At 62.7% G+C, this 22,270-nt stretch carries 24 protein-coding genes and 1 tRNA gene; 7 read left to right on the forward strand and 18 right to left on the reverse strand.

Translation table 11 applies throughout. From position 1 onward, the window contains the following. Positions 1–96: 96 nt before the first annotated feature. A complete protein-coding gene (locus tag VN047_RS05525; protein ID WP_325540851.1) occupies positions 97–714 on the reverse strand; it encodes a DNA-3-methyladenine glycosylase 2 family protein in 618 nt (205 codons plus the stop codon). A 101-nt stretch (positions 715–815) separates the two neighbouring features. Here VN047_RS05525 and VN047_RS05530 point away from each other — a divergent pair, with 101 nt between their 5' ends. Further along, positions 816–1,133 carry a 2Fe-2S iron-sulfur cluster-binding protein gene (locus VN047_RS05530; RefSeq protein WP_058802016.1) on the forward strand — a complete coding sequence of 106 codons (318 nt, stop codon included), beginning with the start codon at positions 816–818 and terminating at the stop codon, positions 1,131–1,133. 3 nt (positions 1,134–1,136) lie between these two features. Here the strand turns inward: VN047_RS05530 and rlmB are convergent, their stop codons facing one another. After that, positions 1,137–1,904, reverse strand: a complete 768-nt coding sequence (gene rlmB / locus VN047_RS05535; RefSeq protein WP_325540857.1) for a 23S rRNA (guanosine(2251)-2'-O)-methyltransferase RlmB — start codon at positions 1,902–1,904, stop codon at positions 1,137–1,139. A gap of 80 nt (positions 1,905–1,984) precedes the next feature. Between rlmB and VN047_RS05540 the strand changes: the two genes are divergently transcribed. The 5 genes from VN047_RS05540 (at position 1,985) to VN047_RS05560 (ending at position 4,985) form a co-directional block, all read left to right on the forward strand. Then, a tRNA-Tyr gene (locus tag VN047_RS05540) sits at positions 1,985–2,070 on the forward strand. 183 nt (positions 2,071–2,253) lie between these two features. Continuing rightward, positions 2,254–3,525, forward strand: coding sequence for a tyrosine-type recombinase/integrase (locus VN047_RS05545; RefSeq protein WP_325540860.1), 1,272 nt, complete (start codon positions 2,254–2,256; stop codon positions 3,523–3,525). 8 nt (positions 3,526–3,533) lie between these two features. Beyond that, entirely contained in the window at positions 3,534–3,944 is a 411-nt protein-coding gene (locus VN047_RS05550; protein WP_325540862.1) for an HIRAN domain-containing protein, read from the forward strand. Beyond that, positions 3,937–4,146 carry a hypothetical protein gene (locus VN047_RS05555; protein ID WP_325540864.1) on the forward strand — a complete coding sequence of 70 codons (210 nt, stop codon included), beginning with the start codon at positions 3,937–3,939 and terminating at the stop codon, positions 4,144–4,146. The genes VN047_RS05550 and VN047_RS05555 overlap by 8 nt, the downstream gene beginning before the upstream one ends. Before the next feature lie 329 nt (positions 4,147–4,475). Continuing rightward, entirely contained in the window at positions 4,476–4,985 is a 510-nt protein-coding gene (locus VN047_RS05560; RefSeq protein WP_325540866.1) for a helix-turn-helix transcriptional regulator, read from the forward strand. 95 nt (positions 4,986–5,080) lie between these two features. Here VN047_RS05560 and VN047_RS05565 read toward each other — a convergent pair whose 3' ends face one another. The 6 genes from VN047_RS05565 to VN047_RS05590 are packed head-to-tail and all read right to left on the reverse strand — an operon-like array spanning position 5,081 to position 7,074. Then, the gene (locus VN047_RS05565; RefSeq protein ID WP_325540867.1) at positions 5,081–5,251 is read right to left on the reverse strand and encodes a hypothetical protein; all 171 of its coding nucleotides are present in this window, start codon (positions 5,249–5,251) and stop codon (positions 5,081–5,083) included. A gap of 28 nt (positions 5,252–5,279) precedes the next feature. After that, on the reverse strand, positions 5,280–5,723 hold the full coding sequence (locus VN047_RS05570) for a hypothetical protein (RefSeq protein ID WP_325540869.1): 444 nt from the start codon (positions 5,721–5,723) through the stop codon (positions 5,280–5,282). A 1-nt stretch (position 5,724) separates the two neighbouring features. Continuing rightward, on the reverse strand, positions 5,725–5,865 hold the full coding sequence (locus tag VN047_RS05575; RefSeq protein ID WP_325540871.1) for a hypothetical protein: 141 nt from the start codon (positions 5,863–5,865) through the stop codon (positions 5,725–5,727). Continuing rightward, a complete protein-coding gene (locus VN047_RS05580) occupies positions 5,862–6,209 on the reverse strand; it encodes a hypothetical protein (protein WP_325540873.1) in 348 nt (115 codons plus the stop codon). The genes VN047_RS05575 and VN047_RS05580 overlap by 4 nt, the downstream gene beginning before the upstream one ends. Further along, complete coding sequence (locus VN047_RS05585) at positions 6,206–6,853, reverse strand: glycoside hydrolase family protein (protein WP_325540875.1); 648 nt, start codon at positions 6,851–6,853, stop codon at positions 6,206–6,208. The genes VN047_RS05580 and VN047_RS05585 overlap by 4 nt, the downstream gene beginning before the upstream one ends. After that, entirely contained in the window at positions 6,850–7,074 is a 225-nt protein-coding gene (locus tag VN047_RS05590) for a hypothetical protein (protein WP_325540877.1), read from the reverse strand. The genes VN047_RS05585 and VN047_RS05590 overlap by 4 nt, the downstream gene beginning before the upstream one ends. On the opposite strand from VN047_RS05590, the gene VN047_RS05595 reads away from it, so the two are divergent. Next, a complete protein-coding gene (locus VN047_RS05595; RefSeq protein ID WP_325540879.1) occupies positions 7,054–7,230 on the forward strand; it encodes a hypothetical protein in 177 nt (58 codons plus the stop codon). The two genes, VN047_RS05590 and VN047_RS05595, sit on opposite strands and share 21 nt — an antisense overlap. Before the next feature lie 79 nt (positions 7,231–7,309). Here the strand turns inward: VN047_RS05595 and VN047_RS05600 are convergent, their stop codons facing one another. The 10 genes from VN047_RS05600 to VN047_RS05645 form a co-directional block, all read right to left on the reverse strand. After that, positions 7,310–9,256 carry a hypothetical protein gene (locus VN047_RS05600; RefSeq protein WP_325540882.1) on the reverse strand — a complete coding sequence of 649 codons (1,947 nt, stop codon included), beginning with the start codon at positions 9,254–9,256 and terminating at the stop codon, positions 7,310–7,312. 61 nt (positions 9,257–9,317) lie between these two features. After that, a complete protein-coding gene (locus VN047_RS05605; protein ID WP_325540884.1) occupies positions 9,318–9,521 on the reverse strand; it encodes a hypothetical protein in 204 nt (67 codons plus the stop codon). Continuing rightward, a complete protein-coding gene (locus VN047_RS05610; protein WP_325540887.1) occupies positions 9,518–9,745 on the reverse strand; it encodes a hypothetical protein in 228 nt (75 codons plus the stop codon). The genes VN047_RS05605 and VN047_RS05610 overlap by 4 nt, the downstream gene beginning before the upstream one ends. Positions 9,746–9,831: 86 nt before the next feature. Then, positions 9,832–15,933: an acetyltransferase gene (locus VN047_RS05615; RefSeq protein WP_325540889.1), complete on the reverse strand. Its 6,102-nt coding sequence runs from the start codon at positions 15,931–15,933 to the stop codon at positions 9,832–9,834. Further along, complete coding sequence (locus VN047_RS05620) at positions 15,930–18,059, reverse strand: transglycosylase SLT domain-containing protein (protein ID WP_325540891.1); 2,130 nt, start codon at positions 18,057–18,059, stop codon at positions 15,930–15,932. Before VN047_RS05620 ends, VN047_RS05615 begins: the two co-directional genes overlap by 4 nt. Beyond that, on the reverse strand, positions 18,059–18,559 hold the full coding sequence (locus tag VN047_RS05625) for a hypothetical protein (RefSeq protein WP_325540893.1): 501 nt from the start codon (positions 18,557–18,559) through the stop codon (positions 18,059–18,061). Before VN047_RS05625 ends, VN047_RS05620 begins: the two co-directional genes overlap by 1 nt. A gap of 2 nt (positions 18,560–18,561) precedes the next feature. Continuing rightward, positions 18,562–19,011 (reverse strand): hypothetical protein, encoded by a 450-nt coding sequence (locus VN047_RS05630; protein ID WP_325540896.1) that lies wholly within the window; start codon positions 19,009–19,011, stop codon positions 18,562–18,564. Further along, positions 19,008–20,777, reverse strand: coding sequence for a hypothetical protein (locus tag VN047_RS05635; protein ID WP_325540902.1), 1,770 nt, complete (start codon positions 20,775–20,777; stop codon positions 19,008–19,010). The genes VN047_RS05630 and VN047_RS05635 overlap by 4 nt, the downstream gene beginning before the upstream one ends. Next, positions 20,777–21,427 (reverse strand): ubiquitin-activating E1 FCCH domain-containing protein, encoded by a 651-nt coding sequence (locus VN047_RS05640; RefSeq protein WP_325540908.1) that lies wholly within the window; start codon positions 21,425–21,427, stop codon positions 20,777–20,779. Before VN047_RS05640 ends, VN047_RS05635 begins: the two co-directional genes overlap by 1 nt. Further along, complete coding sequence (locus tag VN047_RS05645; RefSeq protein WP_325540910.1) at positions 21,427–22,092, reverse strand: hypothetical protein; 666 nt, start codon at positions 22,090–22,092, stop codon at positions 21,427–21,429. The genes VN047_RS05640 and VN047_RS05645 overlap by 1 nt, the downstream gene beginning before the upstream one ends. Positions 22,093–22,270 lie beyond the last annotated feature (178 nt).

A 22,270-nucleotide genomic window follows, 5' to 3' on the forward strand; every position in this document is an offset into this window, starting at 1 on the left:
GCGCCGGCTGGTGCAATATGTCGGGGTATTCCGCGCCTCCGATTGGGCTGCCCCCCGCGAATAGCGTCCGGCCCACGGCCGACGCGCCCGGCGCTCTCAGATCACATCCATATTGTAGCAGTGCCAGCTGAAGATCGCCGCCGCGCCGCGGTGCGGGCGCCAGGCTGCGGCCAGTTCGCGGGCCTGCTTCTCGCCCGGCCGCGCGCCGAGCTGAAGGATGCGACCGACCGCTTCCTGTACGGCAAGATCGCCAGCGGGCCAGATGTCCGGGCGGCCTTCGGCAAAGAGCAGATAGATTTCGGCCGACCAGCGGCCGATGCCCTTCACCTTGGTCAGCAGCGCGATCGCTTCCTCGTCGTCGGCGGGGAGGGCGTCGAACGTGAGTTCACCGTCGAGGATAAGCTGGGCAAGGCTCTTGGCATAACCCTGTTTCTGGCCCGACAGGCCGCAGGCGCGCAAAGTATCGAAATCGGCAGCTGCCATCACTTCGGCCGGACAGCCCTCGCCAAACTGCGCCTCGAGTTTGTTCCAGATCGAATTCGCTGCGGCGACGCTGACTTGCTGGCCGACGATGGTGCGCAGCAGCGTGGTGTAGCCCGGCGCGCGGATCCGCGGTTCGGGGTAGCCTGCGTTGCCGAGGGCGCGCGCGAAATTGGGGTCGCGCGCCGCCAGCGCGTCGATTCCCGCGTTCAGCTGCTGCTGGCTGAGGCCCATCGCATATTCTCCTTTTGTTCCATAGGTAGCTGATAGCAACGCTTGATTTGCCGTGCAACGCACGACATAGCGCCAGCAACATCGAAGATATGGGGACTAGCATGGCGAAGCTGATTGTCGTGACGCGCGACGGGACCGAGCATGAGATCGAAGGCGACACGAGCCTGACGGTGATGGAAAATATCCGCGACGCCGGGTTCGACGAACTGCTCGCGCTGTGTGGCGGTTGCTGTTCGTGCGCGACGTGTCACGTCCATGTCGAAGCGGGCGCGACCGACCAGCTGCCAGCCATGAGCGAAGACGAGAACGACCTGCTCGATTCGACCACCGACCGCGACGAAGGCTCGCGTCTGTCGTGCCAGATCCCGTTCAGCGACGCGCTCGACGGCCTCCGCGTGCGGATCGCCGCCGAGGACTGAGGCTTATTGTCCCGTCGTCGCGACCGCGTAGAGCGCGATCGCCGCGGCGTTCGAGATATTGAGGCTTTCCATTCGCGGCGAGATCGGAAGTTTCGCCAGCACGTCGCAATGCTCCATGACATTGTGGCGCATCCCGTCGCCTTCGGAACCGAGCACGAGCGCGACCTTGCTGCCGTCGAGGGTCGAGCCGAGCGTCGTTTCGGTGTCGCCCATCAACCCGATGCGCCAATATTGTGCCTCGGCAATTTCCTCGAGCGCGCGCGACAGGTTGACGACGCGCACCCATGGTACGATTTCGAGCGCGCCCGACGCCGAGCGCGCGATCACGCCGCTTTCGGGCGGGCTGTGACGGTCCTGCGTGATGATCGCGGCGGCGTCGAACGCTGCGGCCGAACGGAGCACCGCGCCGATGTTATGCGGGTCGGTGACCTGATCGAGAATGACGAGCGGGCGCCTGCTGTCCGCGTCGGCTTCTTGCTGAAGCAGGTCGCCGAGATAGACGTCCTCGAGCGGGTCGACCTCGATCACGAGCCCCTGATGCGGTGCGTCGCGGGCGACCAGTCGAGCGAGGTCTGTGACCTCGGCGTAAGAGATGGGAATCACCGGCGGCAAGTCGAGCTGGCCGAGAGCCTCGCGGGTGCCCCAGATGCGCTTGACGGTGCGTTCGGGGTTGGCAAGCGCGGCCAGCACGGCGTGGCGGCCCCAGAAGCGAACGGCTTGTCCACGCGCGTTTTGGCCGGCGGGACGGCGGTGACGGGAAAATTGTCTCATAGCGCGCGCCTTTCCCACGACTGCCATTGACAGGCAAGCCTCGTTTCGCCATTGGACCGCTTCCCAAAGCGGGCCCCAATGGACAGGTGGCCGAGTGGTTAAAGGCAGCAGACTGTAAATCTGCCCGGGTTTCCGTACGCTGGTTCGAATCCAGCCCTGTCCACCATATGTTCCTCCGGGAGCTTCCATTATCTTCCGAGAAAGCGTAAGTAACCCCTGCAAACGCGGGGGTTCCGCTGTCCGGCATTGTCCGAGACCTTCCGACCTCTGCGAACGAATTTGGGGGTAGCGTTGGGGGTGTCGAACAGTACCCCCTCCGCCGATACCCCCATATGATGGAGGAACAGGCGTGCTCACCGATATACAGGCAAAGAAGGCCAAGGGCGCCGACAAGCCCTATAAGCTATCCGATTCCGGCGGGCTGTTCCTGCTGGTGTCGACGACGGGGAACCGGTCGTGGCGCCTGAAATATCGGTTCGGTCAAAAGGAGAAGCTGCTGACCTTCGGGGCCTATCCCGACGTGACGCTTCAACGTGCGCGCGAGCTGCGCGACGCCGCCAAGGCCACGCTGCGCGAGGGTCGCGATCCGGCCGTTGAGAAGAAGCAGGCCGCCGCAGCGCGGACGCTCGCGACGTCCAACACTTTCGAGGCGTGTGCCCGCGAATGGCACGAATTGAATAAGCCGCGCTGGGGCGAGGTCCACGCGCGCAACGTCATCGACAGCATGGAGGCCGACCTGTTCCCCGCGATCGGCTCGATGGCTATCAAGGACGTCAACGAGGCGCTGCTGCTCGATGCGCTGCGCAAGGTCGAGAAGCGCGGCGCGATCGAGACGGCGCACCGCCTGCGCCAGCGGGCCAGCGGCGTGTTCGCCTTCGCGGCGGCCGGTGGCCTTCGCACCGGCGATCCGGCCGAGGTCGTCAAATCGCTGCTCAAGCCGAAACCGAAGTCGGGAAAGCAGCCGGCGCTCACCGACCTGGCCGAATGCCGCCAGTTGATCCGCGACGTCGAGGAGGAGCGCGCCAGCCCGATAACGAAGCTCGCAAATCGCGTCCTCGCGCTCACCGCGGTTCGTTCGGCCGTGCAGCGGTGCGCGCGCTGGGAGCAGCTCGAAGGGCTGGACGGCGACGAGCCTATCTGGCGCATCCCGCCCGACGCGATGAAGCTCGCGCTCAAGCTGAAAGACGATGTCACCTATGAGCATATCGTTCCGCTGTCGCGGCAGGCGGTCGAGGCTTTCGAGGCCGTCCGGCCGCTGACGGGCCATCTGCCCTATATCTTCCCGAACGACCGCTTCGCGCATCGCCCGATGTCAGAGAATGCCGTGCGCGCGCTGATGATCCGCGCCGCCAACGGCATCTATCTGCACCGGCATTGCCCGCACGGCTGGCGCTCCGCCTTCTCGACGATCATGAACGAATGGCGCCGCCAGAATAAGACCCCCGACGATCGCGAAGTCATCAACCTGATGCTGGCGCACGTCGTCGAGGATAAGGTCGAGGGCGCATATAATCGGGCAGCGCACATGGAGCGCCGCCGCGAGCTGGCCCAGATATGGGCCGACATGCTCTTTGAGGATATTCAACCGGCCGCCGATCTGCTCGAAGGGCTGCGCAACTAGGAGCGCCGATGCCGTCGCAAATCACCTTGCCGATCGTCGGCGTCCAGTTTCCGAATATGAAGGGGGTGAGCCGCCGCTTCGCCGTCGACCTCCAGCGTCCCGGCGATCCCGTCGAGCTGCGCCGCGAGCCGAAGAACCCGGCTGACCCGAACGCGATTGCGGTCCATACGGTTGAGGGCGTGCAGATGGGCTATGTTCCCGCCGAGCGCGCGCCCTATATCGGCATGATGATGACGCGCGGCGACGTGACAGCGATATTTCAGGGCGCCGACGATTTCGGCGCCTTTATCCGCATCGGCTTCGACGAGGCGCCGACGCTGCCCGAGCCCGGCCCCGTGGTCCCTCGTAATCCCGAGGGACCATCGCAGGAGCCCGAGCAAGACTGGTATCCTGATCCAGAGTACCCCGACGATGTTTGACCCTGCCTATGTCGCCGACCAGCTCACCGGAGCGCAGCAGCGCCGCATCATGACGCTCGCGCGATCGGAGAAGTCGCTGCCATGGACCCGCACCGACGACGCGCTTGCCGCGCGCGGCCTCGTCCAGCGGTACACCGACAATTTCGATAAGGCGTATGCGGAATTGAAGGGGAAGGGGCGGGCGGTCGCGAGAGCGCTTTAGGGTACGATTCGCAAACAGGGAGGTCACCACCCTCGCGGCGCAGTTTTCTGCGCCTTTGCACCCGATTCGCATCGGTTTCAGCACCACCAAAAAAGAAACCTCAGGTCGCTTTTCGGTTGACGAAAGCAATCTGAGGTTTCATAGTCATCTTGTCGGACGGAGAGGGAACCCACCTGATCCCGCCGACAAACCCGAAAGGAAAGAGAATGTCATTCTCGATCCGGCTCCGGGTTTGGAAAGTGACCTTTAGCTTCACAATCCAAGCCTAAGAGCCCCCGCCCCGGAGTAGTGATCCGGGGCGGGATAGGGTGCAAGATAAGGCCATAGATATGACGATGCAACCCGACGAATTGAAAGAGGCCCGGCAGGAAATGGGGCTCACGCAAGGGGAGCTTGCAGAACGCCTCGGCGTGACGCCCCAATTCGTCGGGCGAATGGAGCGAGGCAAGCAGGCGATCGAGCCGCGAACGGCGCTCGCTGTGCGCCAGCTCTACAACGAACTGACGCCGATGTACGACGCCCGCGACCTCGAAAAAATGGAGGGCGACATACCGCTGCGCAACGCAATGATCGTGTGGGATGAGGAAATGTCCCCGCCGATGCTGGTTGTCGATAATACCGGTCGCGGCGGCGAGGAATATATCTCGTCATACGGCGCCTGCAACTCGGACTGGGCGCGTGCTGATACCGTCGGGCAGCTTCTTCGCCTGCTCAGCCGCATTCCGGAGTGGACGCTGGTCTATAGGATCAAGCCGCGCGAGGTCCACGATGCTTTATGGGTGATCCCCGAATATCGACGGGCGATGGCTCCTGATTTCATCCATCGACCGCGCCGGTAGCGGGCACAAAAAGGGCAGCGAAGCATAAGCCTCGCCGCCCGTCCTCAGGATCAATGCCAGTCGCCTGAGCGAGGCCTACCCCTCGGAGTTTAAGATCACTCCCATTCAGCCCTTTCCGGCCGACAGGGCTTGAGACCCTTCACCCCGCTATCGCGCATCAAGCGGCACGCGGCGTCGAGCTGGCGGGCAACGGCCTTGCCCCATGCGGTGCGGGCATCCTGCACCCGCTCGGCCTCCGCCTCGCTGTCCAGCGCCGCTGCGGTCATCTGAGGCCAGTCGGTACGGTCGAAGGTGTCAGCAGGGACGCGGAGCGCGACCTGCGGCTTTATCCTGCTGCTGCAACTCGACGCAGAAACGAGCGCGCTGGCGGGCAGAAGGGCGAGTATCAGGAAGGTCTTTCGTTGCATCGGTGATTTCCTTTTGCTGTTCGGCGTCGGTTTCGGCACCGGCCGCAAGGGCGGCATCGCGCGCCCCGGCCGCCGCGGCCTCGCGAATGCGCTGGGCTTCGTCGGCGAGGCGCTGACGCTCCGCCTGCTCGGCCAGAAGGTCATTGCGGGCATCGGTGCGGATAGCGCCGATCACCGCGTTGATCGCGAGCCAGAGCAGCCCGGCCACGATTGCGAGGGCGATGAACTTGCCGATCCGCGGCGCCCATGTTTCGGCGAGGCGGCCGGGCAGGGCTTTAACCGCGCCCTTAATTAGAAGCGGGCCGAGCAGCGGGATTAAGGGCAGGGCCATGTCAGCCTCCGTTGATGATGAGATAGATGAAACCGCCGAGCAGCCCGGCGCCGCCGAGCACGATGGCCCATGCGGCGGCGTAGGCGGGCGTCGCGTCCAAGGTCCATTCGTCCATGAGCACCAAGGCGAGGCCGGCGATCATGCCGCCTCGCCTGATGCTGGCGGTTGCTCGTCCATCGATCCCGGCTTGACCGAGGGGCCAGCCGGTGGCGGGGCGGGGACCGCTCCGGTCTGCTCGATGACCTTGGCCGACGCGACGCTCTTGTCTTTCCACGCGATAGCGCCGGCAGTCGCGCCGATGCACGCGGCAAGGCCGCCCGGGTAGGCAATGCAGAACTCGGTCATCGATACGTCTTTGATGACGCCGACGGCTGCGAAGACGGGGGCGATAACGATATAGGTGAGCGTGCCGATCGCGCCGAGGACGCGCTGAACCTCATATTCGCCGCCGATGCCCTTCAGGGCGTTGAGGATGCCGCCCGTCACTTACCTGTCCGCATCATAGCGGCGACGCGCGCGGCGCGTTCCGGCGTCTGCTTCGCCCACAGCGATTTGAGCATGTTGTCGGCGGCGCTGGCGAACTGGCCCGCAGCAATCATCTTGTGCGTGTTCACGAAATCGCGGTAGCCCTCGACGCCGATCTGAAAGCACATGCTGGCCATGGCGACCATGCGGGGCACGTCAGACTGAACCCGCTTCCACGATGGCCAATCTTTCATTGCGTCGGTGAACCTTTTCACGTCGTTCTTGAGCAGCATCGAGCGCTCGGCCGACGTCAGCGTCCAATCCATAATGGTGCCGCCTCGACGGCTCGGATCATTGGCGAGCAGGATGGCGTTTTCCTCCGCCGTGATCCGGCCGCCCTTGCGCGGATCGATAAGGCGACCGATGCCGATGGTCCAGTATCCGAGGTGGTCCTTGTAGGCGCGGGCCTTGTCGCCTTCCTCTACCCGCAGATGAGCCTCAATTGCGCGGTCGAAGGGTGTCAGGTCAGCCGCCGTCGGAATAGGTGTGACCGGCGCCGGAGCGCCCGCGATGGCAGCGTCGAGCGCTGCAATGCGATCAGGCGTGAAGCCTTTGGCGTCGAGCCAAGGGCGGACAGTCTCGAAGATTGTGCGAGCGTCGGTCATGCCTGGTCCTTCCGTTCCAATCGGTTCGCGCTCTCGACCACCTGAATTTCCTGCTGGATGTTGCCCTTCGCCTGTTGCAGGCGGCGCATCCGCTGAAGGAATGCCGTCGCGTTCTTCTCAGCTACGGCGCGGGCGTCGGGATCATCGGCGGATGACAGGACGGCTTCGAGATGTTCAAGCGCCTGTTCGAAGTGGTAGAAATGCTGTTCGATCGCGCGCAACGCCTTGTTTTCCTGCCTGACCTCTTCGACTTCGGCGCGGCCCTCGGCGACCTCTTCCCGCGCCGCCGCGAGAAGTTTGATGACGAGATCGTCGCGGTGGATTTCGACGGCAGCTGCTTCTTTCCGCTCGTCCTTTTTGACGGCGTGAAAGTGTAGGTAGACGGCCCACCCGCCAGTCGCACCCGCGACCAGCCATGGCGCTATGCTGAGGATTGTCTGCGTGTCCATTACGGGATCACAGCCCCGGCTTCCGATAGATTTGAAAGGTCACCTCAGCGGGATCAAACAGCGTGTTGTCAGTGGTCCGATAGACGCGAAGATGCACGGTCCCGCCAACCCTCTCCGAAATCCAAGTGTCGACGCGGAGGCGCACATTCTCATCATGTGCCTGTGCGACAACGTAATATTGATCGCCAGAGGCGAAGGAATTGGCGTGCGTCACCTTGAAGAACCCGGTCGCACCGTCGCGAATGACCGCCGAGCAGCCGCGAAGCTGGCTCTCGGTGACAGCACCGCCGGACACCTTGAAGCGGCCATCGGCCCACGGCGTTCCCGGCAGCGAGGGCACCTGAATGCGCTTGCCGATGGGCACTGTCTGAGTCATGCCGACCTTGCTGTCGAGCAAGGCGTTCGCCCCCGACGCGGTCCCGAGGTCGATGCCATCGACATCAATCTGCCCGGTGTGGCTGACCGCGCGGCCGACGATGTACCGCACGCGCCCGCCATTGTCGGAGCCCGTCCAGCCGACCCCGGTCAGATCACCATTGTTGGCGACGTCGAGGCCAACGAAAGCCTTTTCAAGATGATTGCCGCCTCGCGAGTTCAGGATCAGGTTGTCGACCTGAATAGATGTGAAGCCTTCTGTCGCATCGACGGCCGGCTCAACGGGACCAACAATCGAGTTGTTGTGCATGTTGATCTGGGGTCGGTTGCCGATGAAGCCGCCGGCGCGCGTCCGACCGAGCAGCTTGAGGCCGACGGTCGCATCGGCTGTGAACATGAACTCGCAATGCTCAATCGCCCAGCCCGAGCTTCCACCGTGGAACTCGTTGACCAGAAGCGCCGTGCAACCGGTGCGGCGCATCAAGATGTTATAGAGGCCGCTCTTTTCGTTCCATGAAGGGGCGTAGATCATCGCGTCGAGGCCGGTGAAGCCGTTGCCGTCGATGTCTAGGTTCATCAGCCGGTTCTCAAACTGGCTTGTCGGAGAACCCGTCTTTGCGGGATCGCTGTCGAAACGCAGCATTGAAGTAGGAATGCCGGGCGTGGATGGGATCGTGAAGTCGGGGAGCGGGACGATCATCGTGCAGCGCCCGAAGCCCTGCCACGAAATCCAGTTCGGAAAGCGGACCTCTGACCCCAGCATGAAGCGGCCGCTGGGGAACGGAATGATGCCGGCCGAACCGGTATCGGGATTCCAGCCGTCATGCATCGCTTGCAGGTCGGGTGCGCAGTCATAGGCGGAGTTTTGCGCGATAATCGCATTGTGCTGTACGGCCGGCACAAACTCGAACGGATGCGGCGGATGGTCGCGACCGAGCCGAAAATCCACCGGATAGAGGTTCGCGTCGATCGCCGTTGACTTCGTCGCAACCGGCCCCTTGCTGTCCATCTCGGCGCGCGCCGAAACATAGCCGGGCCCGCCCTTGATCAGCGAAAGGGCCGGGCCGTCAGCCAAGTCCTCGCGAAGGCCACCGTCGGCGCCCGTGCCATAGGAGCCGAAGAAATTGCCGTCGAGGTCGACAGCGGTAAAGCGGCCCTTTAGGCTCTCGATCGACGGCAGCGGCGGAGCAGCCTCGCCGAAGGGCAACTTCAGACCCCGGTCAATCTCTCGCTGTTGCTTCAGATCGCGCGCAGCAGCACGATCGAACGCCCGGGTCACAGCGGCCGGATTGAACGACGGGCCGGAATTGTCGAAGTCGGACGGCTGGGTTAGGGACGGATTGCTGACAACATAGATCTCGGCATAGTCGCTGAGCAGAGGCGCAGTGGCGAACGTAAGCGTCCCGCCCTCATCCTCGTCGAGCGTGACGCTGTAAAGCGCTGTCGAGATTGTTGCGCCGCTCTGATCGAGCGCCACGACTTCATTCGCCGCGGTCGCCTTAAAATCGAACGCGAAGCTCTTCGTCGCCCCATTCGGGAAATAGGGTCCGGTGATGGAATTTTCACTAGATACGGGCATTGGCTCACCTCGACAGAGAGGTAAGCCGACCGGTATCGGCGCTCAAAAAACGCCGGTCTCTTTAGACCTGCTGTAGCGCCTCGATCGCCGGGGCGAACATGACGCTCAGCGCGACAAAGCCCGCAATGCCGACGGTCCAGCCCGCGACCTTGCTCTTCGCCTTCTCGGAGATCAGATACCCCGCCGCCGCTGCGGCAGCAAACGCGCCCACGCAAAGCAGGATGACGCCGATGTCGGCCCCAAGTTCGCCCAATCGCTCAATCATGTGCCTACCTTCACGCATTCGAACGTGAAGGCATATTCGCCGTCACTGCTCGTGGGCTTCGCAACCTTGCCGAATTTGCGGCAGTGCTCATCAGCCTTGGGAAAGGCGGCGTTGCGGTTCCACACGTTGTTGACGGTGACGCCGACCTCGTTGCCCGTCACATTGGCCCCGGTTGTGGCGCAGCCAGCCAGGGCAAGTGTAGCAATCGAAAGAAACAGTCGCATATTCGTTCCCCTTGGTCGCCAAGCCTTATTCGTCAGCGAGCGCCTTTTCAACATGGCGTTGCTAAACGACTTGTCCCAGCAAAGGGTTAATCCTCGATTTTACCGTCCTTCAACCCGTCGAGCCAATCCATAAACGTCTGTGGATCCTGATCGCCATAGCCGACATCGACTAGGAATTGCGTCGACTGTGCGATCTGACCGGGCACCATGCCGGTGAGATAGCCAGTCGCTTCCATAATGGTGCGAGTTGCGTTCTTCGTTTCCTCGCCCGATGCGATGCTTTTGATGTCGCCGGCCGCATTGATGACCGTCTGCACCGAACGCTGAATCGGTGACAACTGGTAGTCGAAACCGCGATTGCCAGCGAGCTTGTCATAGAGCGGCCGGGCCGCGTCACGGATCACCGGGATAGCACCGACGGTCTGAAACAGCATGTTCTTGAATGCCCATGCGCCCCAGTCCTCATCGTCCTCAGGGCCACGACCGGCGAGAAGTTCGGAGAGAAGGGGAGGCAGGACCATCAGCCACCACGCGCGGGCCATGAGTTGCGGAATGTCCTTCACGCCGCCGTGGCGGAGGTCGCGCGCCAAGGTGCGCTGACGCTGATACACAGTCGACACGTAGCTATAGAATAGGGTCATCAGCTTCAGGGCCTGCCCCCATTGCCCCTGCCCGGTCGCGACGGCAGCAAGGTCTTTCGCCGAGGCCGAGCCCTGCGTCGAACGAATGGTCTTGTCAGCATAATAGACGGCCTGGTCCTCGGTCATCCCTTCGTGCAGTGCCCGGTTATAGGCGCCGATCCACGTCGGGATTGTCACCAAGCGGTCCATGTAGCCGATGCCGTGAAATGCGAAACGCTTCGCGGCGGTCAGGGGATTTTGCTGCCCGGCCATCTTCGCGATCGTGGACCGAATATCGCGATCGAGCGTGTCCATGCGGTGGCGCATTTCGCCCGACTTCTCCATGACGAAGTCGAACGTCTCGACAGGATGCGCGGCGAACTGGGCAGCGCCCTTCGCACCCCACTCGGCGCCGATATATTCAAGGCTGTTCGAGTAACCGGCCGCCTGCATGACGACGGTGCTGAAGCGCAGGCCCATGCCGACGACGGTCGTGTTCGACCGCAGCCCCTGCATGAACTTGCCGATACCTTCATTGCCGGCGCGCTCATTGGCCCACTGGTTCGCGACGTGCTTCAGCCAAGGCGTGAAAGCTTTCCGATATTCGGGGCCGAGCGTCTCGTCGATGCCGCGTTTGATGCGCGGATCGCTCAAGAATTTGTGCGCCTGCATGACAGCTTCGCGGTGCGTGATGTCGTGAATGACCTCGCCGATATGGCGATTGATCACGCCGAGGCTCAGCAGGATCGGGCGCTCGACGCGCTCGACGCGCTCTTTGGTAGAAGAGGCCGCGGTATTTGCGCGGGTGTATTTCGCGGAGAACAAATCCTCGGCGCGCTGCTCATTGCGCTCGGCATTGTAATCTTTGGCCGAGTCATAAATCGCCGGATAATAGCCGCCGCGCAAGATGCCATAGGGCGTCTCGACGGGGATCGCGTCGACCTTGTCCGGCGCGACACCGTTGACGCGTCGCTCCATCGCCGCAGTTTCCGGCCAGAGGGTGTCGATCATGTCCCACACGTCTTGCACGAACTGCCAGTCAGTTTCGCTCAGCTCGCGCGTGAGCACGTCCATCACGCCAGCCTCGGTCCATCCGTAACCATCGACAAGACGCTGCCGGTTGCCTTCGTTGCCCACGTTCAGAGCCATCGCGATCAGGTTGGAGCGCGTGCCCTTCCAAGCGTTGCCCGTTTCACGATTGCGCAACTGGGGTGTGGAGACAGGCTCCGACCAGCGCCGCAAATCCTCTTTCGACAACTTGCCGATGATGTCGCCGAGGCGGGTCTGATAATCAGCCAGCATATCGTTTTCGCGATCTTGCGCGTCTGCGATCGGCTTGAAGACGATCCGATTGAACACGCCGTTCGGATTGCCACGATCGAGCCAGTCAACCAGCGTCTCGATTTTGAGCAGAGCCACGTCGGCACTGGCAATGCCCGACTTCAGCCTGTCGAACCACGACGGTTCGAATAGGTCGCTTGGTGGTTTCTGGGGCAGGCCGCCCATGCCGTCCTGCGCTTCTCCGACCAGCTCATCGAACGCGCGGCGATCGGCACCGTCGAGCAAGGTCTGCTTGAGGCGGCCGAGGTGGATGATCTGGCGCACGGCAGCATCGAGGCCGAGCAGTTCGTCGACTGACAGCTTCGACCAATGCGTCGTGCCGATCGAGGCCGCAAACGAGGCGGGCACCACGACATCAACGCCGTCCGCCTCTTGGCCCCGAGCCCACTCTTCGAACAAGGCTTGCCGCTTGACGTTGCGCTGAGAGCGCGGGCGGAGATCGACTTGCTCAAGAAGCCCCTGCGCGCGTTCCAGGTAATCTTGATCGATAGATGGCGAGGTGCGTCGCTTCGCCACTTTGCCGAGGCGGTTGAGTGCGGTTTCAATGTCTTCCTGAGCAGCCTTCGCTTCAGCGACCAGCGCGTTGTTGATCATTTGCTGCTGTTTGGCACGGAAGGCGGCATTGCGGTCGCCCGCGATGGCGGCATCCATCGCAGCGCGGCCAGCCTTCGCCGCCGCGCGCTGATAGCGCTGGATAGCCGACGCGCTCGACACATCGTTAACGATGCCGGAGCGGACGCGATTGCGGGCCCACTCGCGGGCGACGCGGTATGGCGTCGGAGTGCGACCCGTCGTGCGCGCGAGAACGCGCAGTTCGGCCGCCATCACCTCGCCCGCAGTGTCGTTATGGATCAGTGCGAGCGCTTCGTCCTCGATCGTGCCATCGGTGAAGGGATCGCCGTAGCGCTCATTCATGATGCGCTCGACTTCCTGCTCGATCAGTGCGGTGCGAACCGAGCGACTATCGCCGGCTTCCCGCATTTCCTTGCGGCTCACCTCTACGGCGAGGAGTGCATCGACCATCTCCTGCGCGGTGCCGAAGCCCGCCATCTCAGCGATGTCCGATGGGTTCGCGCCACCCGCTTTCACGAGCGGCGGCACGTTCGGCGGGAGGCGCGCGATAACGTCGTCGCCCATGCGCTCGCGGATCAGGTCCGAATCCATCGGCGTGGATCGCAGGGCCTTGATGGCGCGGAAAACAGCGCGGCTATCGACGTCGGCTGAGACTTCATCGCGCACGACCGCAGCGCGCTCACGATGCTCTTTCGTGACGCGCGCGCGGATCGGCGCCATGACCTTTGCGAGCAGCGCGTCGTTCGCTTTCTGGCGCGCTGAATTGGCAAGGTCTTGCAGGGCAGAATATTCCTCGACAGTCATCCCGGCCGCGTCAGCATCTTCGAACATCAGGTCGATGGCTTGCTGGCCTTCAGCCGCTGCAATCTCGTCGTCGGTCGCGATGAGGCGGTCCATCACCCCCCGAATGTCCGCCGTGACGGGGGAGTTGAGGCGCTTCACCGAGCGGTAGATATTCGTCAGCCAGGTCTTGAACGCCTCGAAGGTGCGCGCAAGCGACGACACCGGGGCCTTGCCTTCCATCAAATATTGCTCGACGCCGCGCGCCCACATCTCGTGCGCCTCGACGGGGATCACTCCATCAACGATCGGATGGCCGTTGGACGCGAACCAACGCTCGACCATGACCCAGTCGGCCAGCACGGAATCAGCGGCTTCGGGATCGGCGGCGTCGTGACGCAGTTCCTCAAGCCAGAGGTGGCCGGTTTCGTGCAAGAAGGTGGACAGGTCGCGGGTTTTGAAAAGCTCAATGACAGCGTTGAAGCCGTCAAAACCGGATTCGGGAAAGACGATCCGGCCGCGCGGCCCGCTTTCCTTCTCTTGGTCGAACGCCTGTCCGGCTTCCTGTTCAGCCGCGTAGGCTTCGACAGCGGCGTTGATTTCCTTTCGAGTGGCGGTCGCAGGGTCGACGTTACGTTCGCGTAGCAGACGTTCCAGTTCGCTGGCGCCATCGGTCAACGTGGTGTCGCGCTCGCGGGCAAATCGCTTCGTACCGGACAGTTCGGCGCCGATCGCGTCGAGCAGGACGCGATTGTCGATTGCGTCGTTCGCATCGACGATCTCGCGGCCTTCCAATTCGGGGAAAAACCCAGCATCGATCGCGGCGCGCAGCACCAGCTCCGGCGAGGTATCACGGGGGCCGCTGGCGCCGAGCATATCGCCCTGGCGTTTGTCGGTCGGTTTGATGAGCTTGCGCGTCCCCGGCTTGCCCTTGTGCCATGCCTCGCCGCCCATAGAGGTAATGTCGCCGCCCGGGTCATCAATGCCGCCGCGCTTGGCGATAAATTCGAGCAGAGACGGGCCGAGGCTTTCGCCTTTCACCCCGCGCCGCATCGCGTCGATGACGCGATCAAGGCCGGAAGCTTTTTGCGCGAGCGCGACACTTTCGGGCAATATCTGCCGCACCTCGACGCCTGCAAATTCATCGCCTGCCACATGCCGCCCGCGGCGATCCTGCCGGGTCGCATATCGCTGCGCGAGCAACTCGGCCTGCGTGCGCGCCATCGTCGGCGTGTAACCGGCGTTCATCAGCTTGTCGGCAATGGACTGGAATAGCGCATCGCGGCCGGTCGGTGCGGCGATGTCGGTGTCTTCCATCTCCGCAATGATGTCGGCCAGCGCGTCGTCGAAGGTCTGTGCTTCCTTTGGCGATAGACCGCCCGGCGAAAGGCGCATGCTCTCGCGGGTGGCATCCCATGCCTGCGTTCCGGCCAGCTTTGAAAGAGCCTCGGAGATGGGAATGACCAGATCGCCGCCGAGTCCTTCAGCCTCATAGGCTTGCTCGCTCCACTGGTCGAAAGACCCGTCGTAGGAATCCGATTGCATGTAGGCGACGACATCCTCGGCGGGAATGTATATCTTGTCTGTCGGGCTTTCCTCCGCCAGCGCGTCCATCAGGGATTTAAACGCTTCAGGGTCGCGACCGCGAACCTTTGAGGCTGCGGCCGCCGCTGCGGCAGCGTCGAGCAATTCCAACTCGTCTTGCGCCTGCTGGCTCCGGTCGACGCGGGAGGCGAGTTTCTTGCCAGCGCCGGCCGACTTCTCGATCAGCGTGACCGCGCCGACCGTTCCGCCCACGCCGCCGAGGGTGGCGAGGAGCGTTTGCACGGCGCGTTCAGGGCGCTCGCGCATGAAGTCGCCGACGGTCTTTTCGGGATTAAGCGTTGCCCATTCCGACATGTCTTGCAGGAACGTCGCCGCCTGTTCACCGGGAACCTCGGTCAGCAACTGACCCAGTAGCTTTTTCCCGAGCGGTGATTTCTTCGCGATGTCGCCTATCAATTGGGATGCGGGCAGACGCTCGGTCAGATACTCGATGCCGCCCTGCGTGATGGCAAAATCCATCGCCTTGCCGGGATCGAGCCCCTTGTCGCGGGCCTGCCGATAAGCGGCGCCTGCGGTCGGTACGGCAATGAACGTCGATGCGGCGCCGGGGCTGCGGGTCGCGACGCCGAGCCCAATCCCGAACAGCGTGTTCGGCATCGATCGCACGCCCAAAAGGAGGTTGTCGACGACAAACCCCGACGATTCCGGCCCGGCGTCGTCCGCCTTGTTCGTGAAGCCCTTTGCCTCGCGCTCATTCCACTTCTGATATTCCTCAAGCATTTCGAGGACGGGACCGGTCAGCTTTTGATCGAGTGCGCCGAGCCCCAGTTTGTTGATGTCGCTGTTCGGGTCCGCCCAGTTCGCGCGCGTCTGTGCGATTTCGTTCTCAATGACGCCGGCCGTGAGGTCGCCGACGTTGCCGATCATATCATAGGTGCCCGCCTTCAGAGACGATCCGATATTCTTGATGCCCTGCCACGCGCTGCCGAGCAGGCCGAGGTTATCGCTGTCGTCAACCGCAAGAGCAGCGTTTCGCGGCTCGCTCGCCCAGACGGACATCCCGGCAAACTTCATGCTCGTCGAGACGAAGTTCTGAATATCCTTCTGGCGCTGGAAGCCGGGAAGATCGCTCTCGACGATCGGCGAGGGGACACCGAGGCTACGACCCAAGCGGTTCGACTGTCCGATGACATCGGGCGGACCGGCGAGCAGCAGGCCCGTAGAGAGGTTTTGGCCTGCATCCTCATCAGCGAGTTTGCGGGCTTGTTCTTCCAAAGGATCGGAGCGGCGGCTGCGCTGGCGCGGCCCCAGAAAGTCGTCGATGATCATTGGTTTGCCTGACTACGTGCCCACGCGTCTTTAATCTGACTGTTGCTGGGCCATGCACCGGTCTGCCGCTTGATACGCGCGCCATAGGCGTTGATGAATTGGGCGGGGACATCGAACGCCTCATCGTCGGCGCGCATGCTCCCGCCGACTTCACCCACAGCCCAGTTGAAGGCCGCACGACGCTCACTATCGGTGGGCAGGCGCTTCGGGTCGACGTTCTTGGTGAGATAGGTCAGCATCGCATTTGCCACACGGTTTCGGCGCAGCCCGTTGCGCTCGCCGCTGAGCTTCATGTCAGGCGTGGCGAACACGTTGATCGCACCGCTTACGACGCCGAGCAGGGACTTTTGCTCGGCGGGGTTGGCGCTGATCCGCGACTGGGACTTTTGCAGTTCGTCATACTCCGCCGCCGTGACCTTCCCGCGATACTCGCGGAGATCGACTTTCAGGAAGGCGTCGGGCTCTTCGATCGCGAGTTTGCCCAAGATGATCGAGGTGTCTCCGTTCGCCTTGACCTCTTGCCCCGTCGCGATGGCGCGGCGATTGGCATCGGCCGAATTGCGAAGTTGGACGCGGCGGTCGGGCGAGAGACGATCGAAGTTCGGAATCTGCGAGACGTCGGTGAAGTTGTCCCCCAGGCTATCCACCGTACCGAGGGCTGCATCCCATTCACTGTCATCGCGGCGCTTGTCCAGCATCTCATCCCGGCGAACGTGCTCATCGACACGCTGGCGCGCGCGCTCAAGTCGCTCGGGCGTCCATCCTTCGCGTTTCGCGCGATCCTCAAGGGTAGTGTACGCCGCGGACAAATCCCATTTGCGGGCCTCGCTGCTCCCGCCGACCGACGTCCCCGTCTTCTTTTGGAACTTGTCGACATAATCGCGAGTTTCGGCAGGCAGGTAAGCAATCCAATTGTCGGGCTCGCCAGCCTTTCGCGCGCGCGCCATCGCGCCGTTAACGCCCGTTCCCTTCGCAGCGCTGCCCGGCCCCGCATTATAGGCGGCGGCGGCTTTGACCGGATCGCCACCAAACTTGCGCAGCATTTCTTTATAGTAAGCCTGCCCCAACGCGCGGTTATAGGCTTCGTCCTCGCGATACCGTTTCGGATCCCAAGCGAGGCCGGCCAAAGCCGCGGCCTCGGGCGCGGTGCCGGGCATGACCTGCATGACGCCGATCGCGCCAGCGCTGGACGTCAAAGGACGCCCGCCCTTGTCGAATTGCTTGCCGCCGCTCTCGTTGCTCTCGATCGCCTTGAGCTGGGTATGGAGATCGGCGGCGACTCCCGGTGTCGGCGTTTCGTCAGGGCCCGAGGTGGGGACGGAACCGAGCGCGATGAGCGCGTCGTCTTCGGCTTGTCGGTACTGGATCGCGGGCCGCAATTTATCCTGAATGGACTGGGCATCGTTGAACGAGAGGTCGTCACGATATTTTTCGAAGATCGCGAGCGCGCCGTCAATGTCATCAGCGGTAAGCCGCCCGGTGATGACAGAGGTATGGACGCCGGAAATGAACCGTTCCTCGGCCTCGTCTGCCCGCTCTTCTGACCAGCCCTGACGCTCGGCAGCGCCTTGGATTTCGAGGAGGCCGCCCGCGATGTTATCGGCGTACCGCTCTGGGTCACTATAAAGCCGCACGGCGTCTTGCTGAAACCCGGCGAGGCGCGCCTCGGTCTGCTTTTGCCATTCAACGTTGAGCTGCGATGTCGTGTGCTTGGCGACATCGACAAGGCTGTCACCGAACGACTTTTCGAGCACATTGGTCAACATACTGCGCTGGCGATCGTTCTGCGCGCCTCGCATCGCTTCCTCGCGAAGCTCAGTGAAACGCGCTTCGACGTCGCCGCGCGCGTCGCCAGCGTCGAACCCCTGCTTGTTGAAGAACGGATCGTCGCCAGTGTAGAGCAGTTCGCGCTTGCGCTGATCGACTTCGACGGCAAGCTTTTTGACCGCCGCCTCGTCATAGGTTGCCTGCACCTCATCCCAACCAGACGCGACCCGGTTGAGTTGCTGGCCTGCCTGCTGCAACGCTTCGCCGACAAAGTTCCGCGATTCCGAATAGTTGAACCGCTGCGACGGCAGTTCTTGCACTTGGATAGAGCGGCCGGGAGTGACGGGAACGCTAACCATTATGCGCCCCCGCTGGTGAATTTCGCATATTGCGTCGCACCGCCGAGGAGGGTCGACGCGGCACTAAATCCAGCAGCCACGAGAGCCTGCTTGCCTTCCGCCTTCGATGCTCGCTTCCTGCTTTCGAAGTTCCAAGCATCGACCTGCAAACCCTTGACCTTGCGGCGGATATTTTCGTTCAGCGCGTCGCTATCCTCGCGGCCGATCATGCGCGTGTCGTCAATCACGCGCGCCGCCGATCCTGAAGTGATGTCTACGTTGTTTCCCGACATGCGAGCGGTCTGCGCGCCGACGCGGGCCGACACTTCCCGGCCGAGCTGGCGCTGCTGATCCTGCCCTTGCACGATCGCATCAGCCGCGTTCTCACGGGTGAGTTGCTTATTCTGCTCAGCTACCTGCGCCTGATACCGCGACATCTGGCTCTGGTAGATGCCGGCCTGTATCTGGCCCGTCGCCGTAACCGCGGCTGCGCCGACAGCGAGAAGAGCGGGATTGCACACGGCTATAACGCCCCTTTGAAGAAATGAACGAACGAGGTTCCGCCGACATTGATAGGCTCTGCGCAAATCTCAAAACCGACGTGCCGCAGGAAACGAAGGGCCCGGTCGTTATCGGCCGCCGCGAGGTTTTCGAGACGGTCGAACGTCAGGTGCATTTCAGCGAGGATGGCCGGCGCGTACCGGACAAGATCGCGGGCATGATCATAGATGCGTTCGGTCCCCAGCATCCACGGCACGCCGACGGCCTCAACCATGCTGCGAGAAGTAACGCCCATCATCGCGTGCGGCTGGTCATCAACGATCGCTGTCAGCGCCCAGAGTGACGACCTGAGGGCGTTGGTGAGCGCGCTCACCGGTCGCCGGCCGATCGCGGCACACTCCATCACGTCGGCTGGGCGCATATGGTCAGCGAGAAACGGTATGTGCGAAGTGTCGGCCTCGACCAACTTCACCCGCGACCCTCGACGCCATAATAGAGACCGGCGATCGTCATCGGATAAGGGCTCGATTGCTTGACGATGATCGTCGATTCCCGGTCGACGAGCTGCTGAGGCCGGGCGGGCTCGGGCAGACCGGTGAACATGATAGGCTCCCCAATTTCGCCTTCCTTGCGCGTCGTCAGCAGTTCCAGTTCATCTTCTAGCCTACCGGCTTGGACGTCGAAGCTGTTGACCAACTCGACGAAGATTTCGTCCGTGATCTTCTTGTTGCCCTCAGCTGGCAGGGGCAGCGTCTCGACGATCGCGTCGAACAACAAGCCCACGATGACACGGGACGCCGGCTCTACCAGCGTGATCGCTCCGTTCTCGACAGTCGTTCGCACCTTGAAGCCGTCAGCCAGAACAGTGACGGCCTCGCCTTCGAGGTGCGCCAGTCCGAGGATTTCAGTCCGCGGCTCGTCGAAGACATAGATCTTCGAGCAATCGAGGAACGACGCGATGCGATAGTCCGTCCATTTCAGGCGGTCGAGATACTCGACATATCGAACGGTCTCGCCGCCGATCTCGCGTTCGACAGTCAGATAGACGCGGCTCTCTTCTCCTTCAGGCACGCAGCACACGTCGAGAACCTTCCCGCCGACGTCCATCTCCGTCCAGCCCCAAACCTGCTGCTCAGCTTCCCATGTGAAGGCGAGCAGGGCGCCATCATTGCGGACGCACCACAGCACCGAGCCCGGCTCAGCTTGATAGGCCATGCGGATGATGCGGAAATCTTGGAACAGATGAGGCGCGAAGATCGAGACGTCGTTAGATTTGTAGCCGTCAATCTCGAACGAGTAGCCGATCGTCCGCAGCCCCGTCTCAACACGTGGCTGATAGAACGCGACCTCGCCGACCATGATAGGCTTGGGCTGGGCGATGCCGCGCCCGACGTGGCGCTTTGCACCGGGCGGCGGCGTCGGGACGAGGACGTCATCATTCGGGCCGACGAGCGAAAAGATGTTGTCGCTGGTGCCAACCATGAGGCGGTCCATCGGAATGAACGCCTCTATGACATTGCTTTCGCCCGTCGCGATCGACATGGCGATGCTGTCGTTCTCGCGCTGCGGTCGCGCAAAATCCATGTTCTCGAAGTCAGACGATCGCGATGCGAAGACGCCGTTTGGGTTGCTGGTCATGCGGCCGAACCATAGCCGCTGCTCCCAAAATCCGAGGCGCGCGGGGTATTTTCCGACGGCGTTGAACGGATTGAATGCCTCGATCGGCGCGTCGGCATAGTCGGACTGGAAACCGTCATCGACAAAGCTCAGCGATTTTGTCTCGCCGATATAGCCATAGCTGCCGCTCTCGTGCGCTTTGTACACCCGGTAATAGTCGACGACCCCCGCAGGGGCCGCCCATGTGATCGTGGTATAGTTGCGCGGCAGTTCGGTGTCGTTCGTCGCGCTGTCAGGGCTCGATCCGCGGCTTTCTTGCCCGTCCTTATTCACAGCCGAGACGATATAGGAATAGGTCTGGGGGAAATAGGAATCGCCCGAGTTTTCCGCGTCCGTGTTGGCGACGGTGGCAACGGCCGAGACCGCCGTAGGCGGACCAATGCCGGGCGAAAACGCCACCTCGCTATATGTCCAGTCGGCATGATCCGCGCGGACCAGCTTCGACACGGGGTAATATTCATGGGCGAGATAGATGGTGTCGAACGACTGGGCATAGTCGATTTCGACCAGCTCAGGGGCGTTGTACGGAGTCGCCATCTTATAGAGGGGATAGACGGCCATTATTGAAGGTGCTGCTCATTGAAGCGGCCACCACCACCGCCACCACCACCAGGCGGAACAGTCGGGGCAGGGGTCGGCGCGGGCGTGGGGGCGGGGACGACAGGAGGCGGCGGAGGAGGGACGGGAGGCTCAATACGAACATCGCCGTCATCCGACACGAAGGGCACGTATCCGCTCGTGTCGACGCCGATGCTGAACCGGTCATCATCGAGAACAGTTGCGGTGACGACACGACCGTCTAGCTCGTCCATGCCTTCGAAGCCGGAAAGGTACACTTCGGCGCCGCTTTCCAGTCCGTGGAAGGGCGCAGTGACGACGCCGGGGTTCGCCGCTGTGATTGCGGTAATCCCAAAACCTTCAGACAGGACGGCGCCGCCCAGCGCCAGAGGTTTCATTGTCGCCTGTCCCATCAGCAGGGCGTAACTCTGGCCCGGCGAATAGGTGAACGGCATCAGCCGCGTGTCCTGATCATCAGCAGGCAGTTTGTAGACGAAGCGCGTTCCCGGGCGCTTGCGGACGCCGCCATATTTCAGGATCGTCACGTTTTGCAGGCGTCGAGCGCCGGCCGCCCAAGCATCGACATCACGGCGGGCCTGCACGATCGGAGAGAATATCCCGCGCGTGAAATTGCGTTTGCTGACACTCGGCATCAGCGGGTCACCGGCCAACCGGCGCCGCGGGCCAGCACGGCTTCAGGCACGAAGTCTTTGCGGCGCCGCGGGAAGCGGTTGAGATCATCGGCAATGGCTTCGTTCAGGGCCGCGCGCGCTGCCTGTTGTTTCACGAGCCATTCCTGCGTGTCGGCCTTGCCGCCCATGACGGGTCGGTAGATGCGAGCGGCGAGCAAGCGAATGACGGCCTGCTGAAACAGCGGGTGCCATTTGTTCGGCTCAACCGCGTCGAGCGAATATTCGAGCATGGCGAACTCGAGATTGGTGTAGAGCAAATTGTCGGCGAGCGTGTAATCGATCAGCTCGTACCCGGCGCTGATCGTTGGCCAATAGAGCATCGGCGTCACGACAACCCCAGCACTCGACGCGCTATGGTCCCGCACAAGCACGATCGGCGACACGATCTCATCCGGCAGCGCGTAGGCATAGGCCCACTCGCCTTCGCGATCATTGGCAACAAGGGCGAGGGAGATGCGACGTCGAGCGAATGTCCAGTCGTGGCTAGCGATCAGGTCCGCAACCACTCCGTTCAGGTGGCGGTTGCATTCACGGCCTTCGGTGCGGGTGTCCTCGATGCCGGTGATTGCGTGCGCCGGAAGGTCGGAGATTGCCTCATTGCATATCTGAACGATGTTGCGGGCCATTACGGGGCGGCCTCCTGCAACTGCTCCACGGCTTCTTCGAGCGCGGCGACGCGGCGCCGTTCGGTGGGTGCGGGCCTCTTCGGTTTGCGGGCGGACCCGCGCGGGTGGGTGGGATGCGCTGCCATGGTTGAACGCTAGGCCGCCCCCTATTGGCGCTCAAAACGAAGGGTCGGAACGC

Origin of the sequence: Sphingopyxis sp., from assembly GCF_035565275.1 — a bacterium.
In the GTDB taxonomy this organism is placed as follows: Bacteria; Pseudomonadota; Alphaproteobacteria; order Sphingomonadales; family Sphingomonadaceae; genus Sphingopyxis.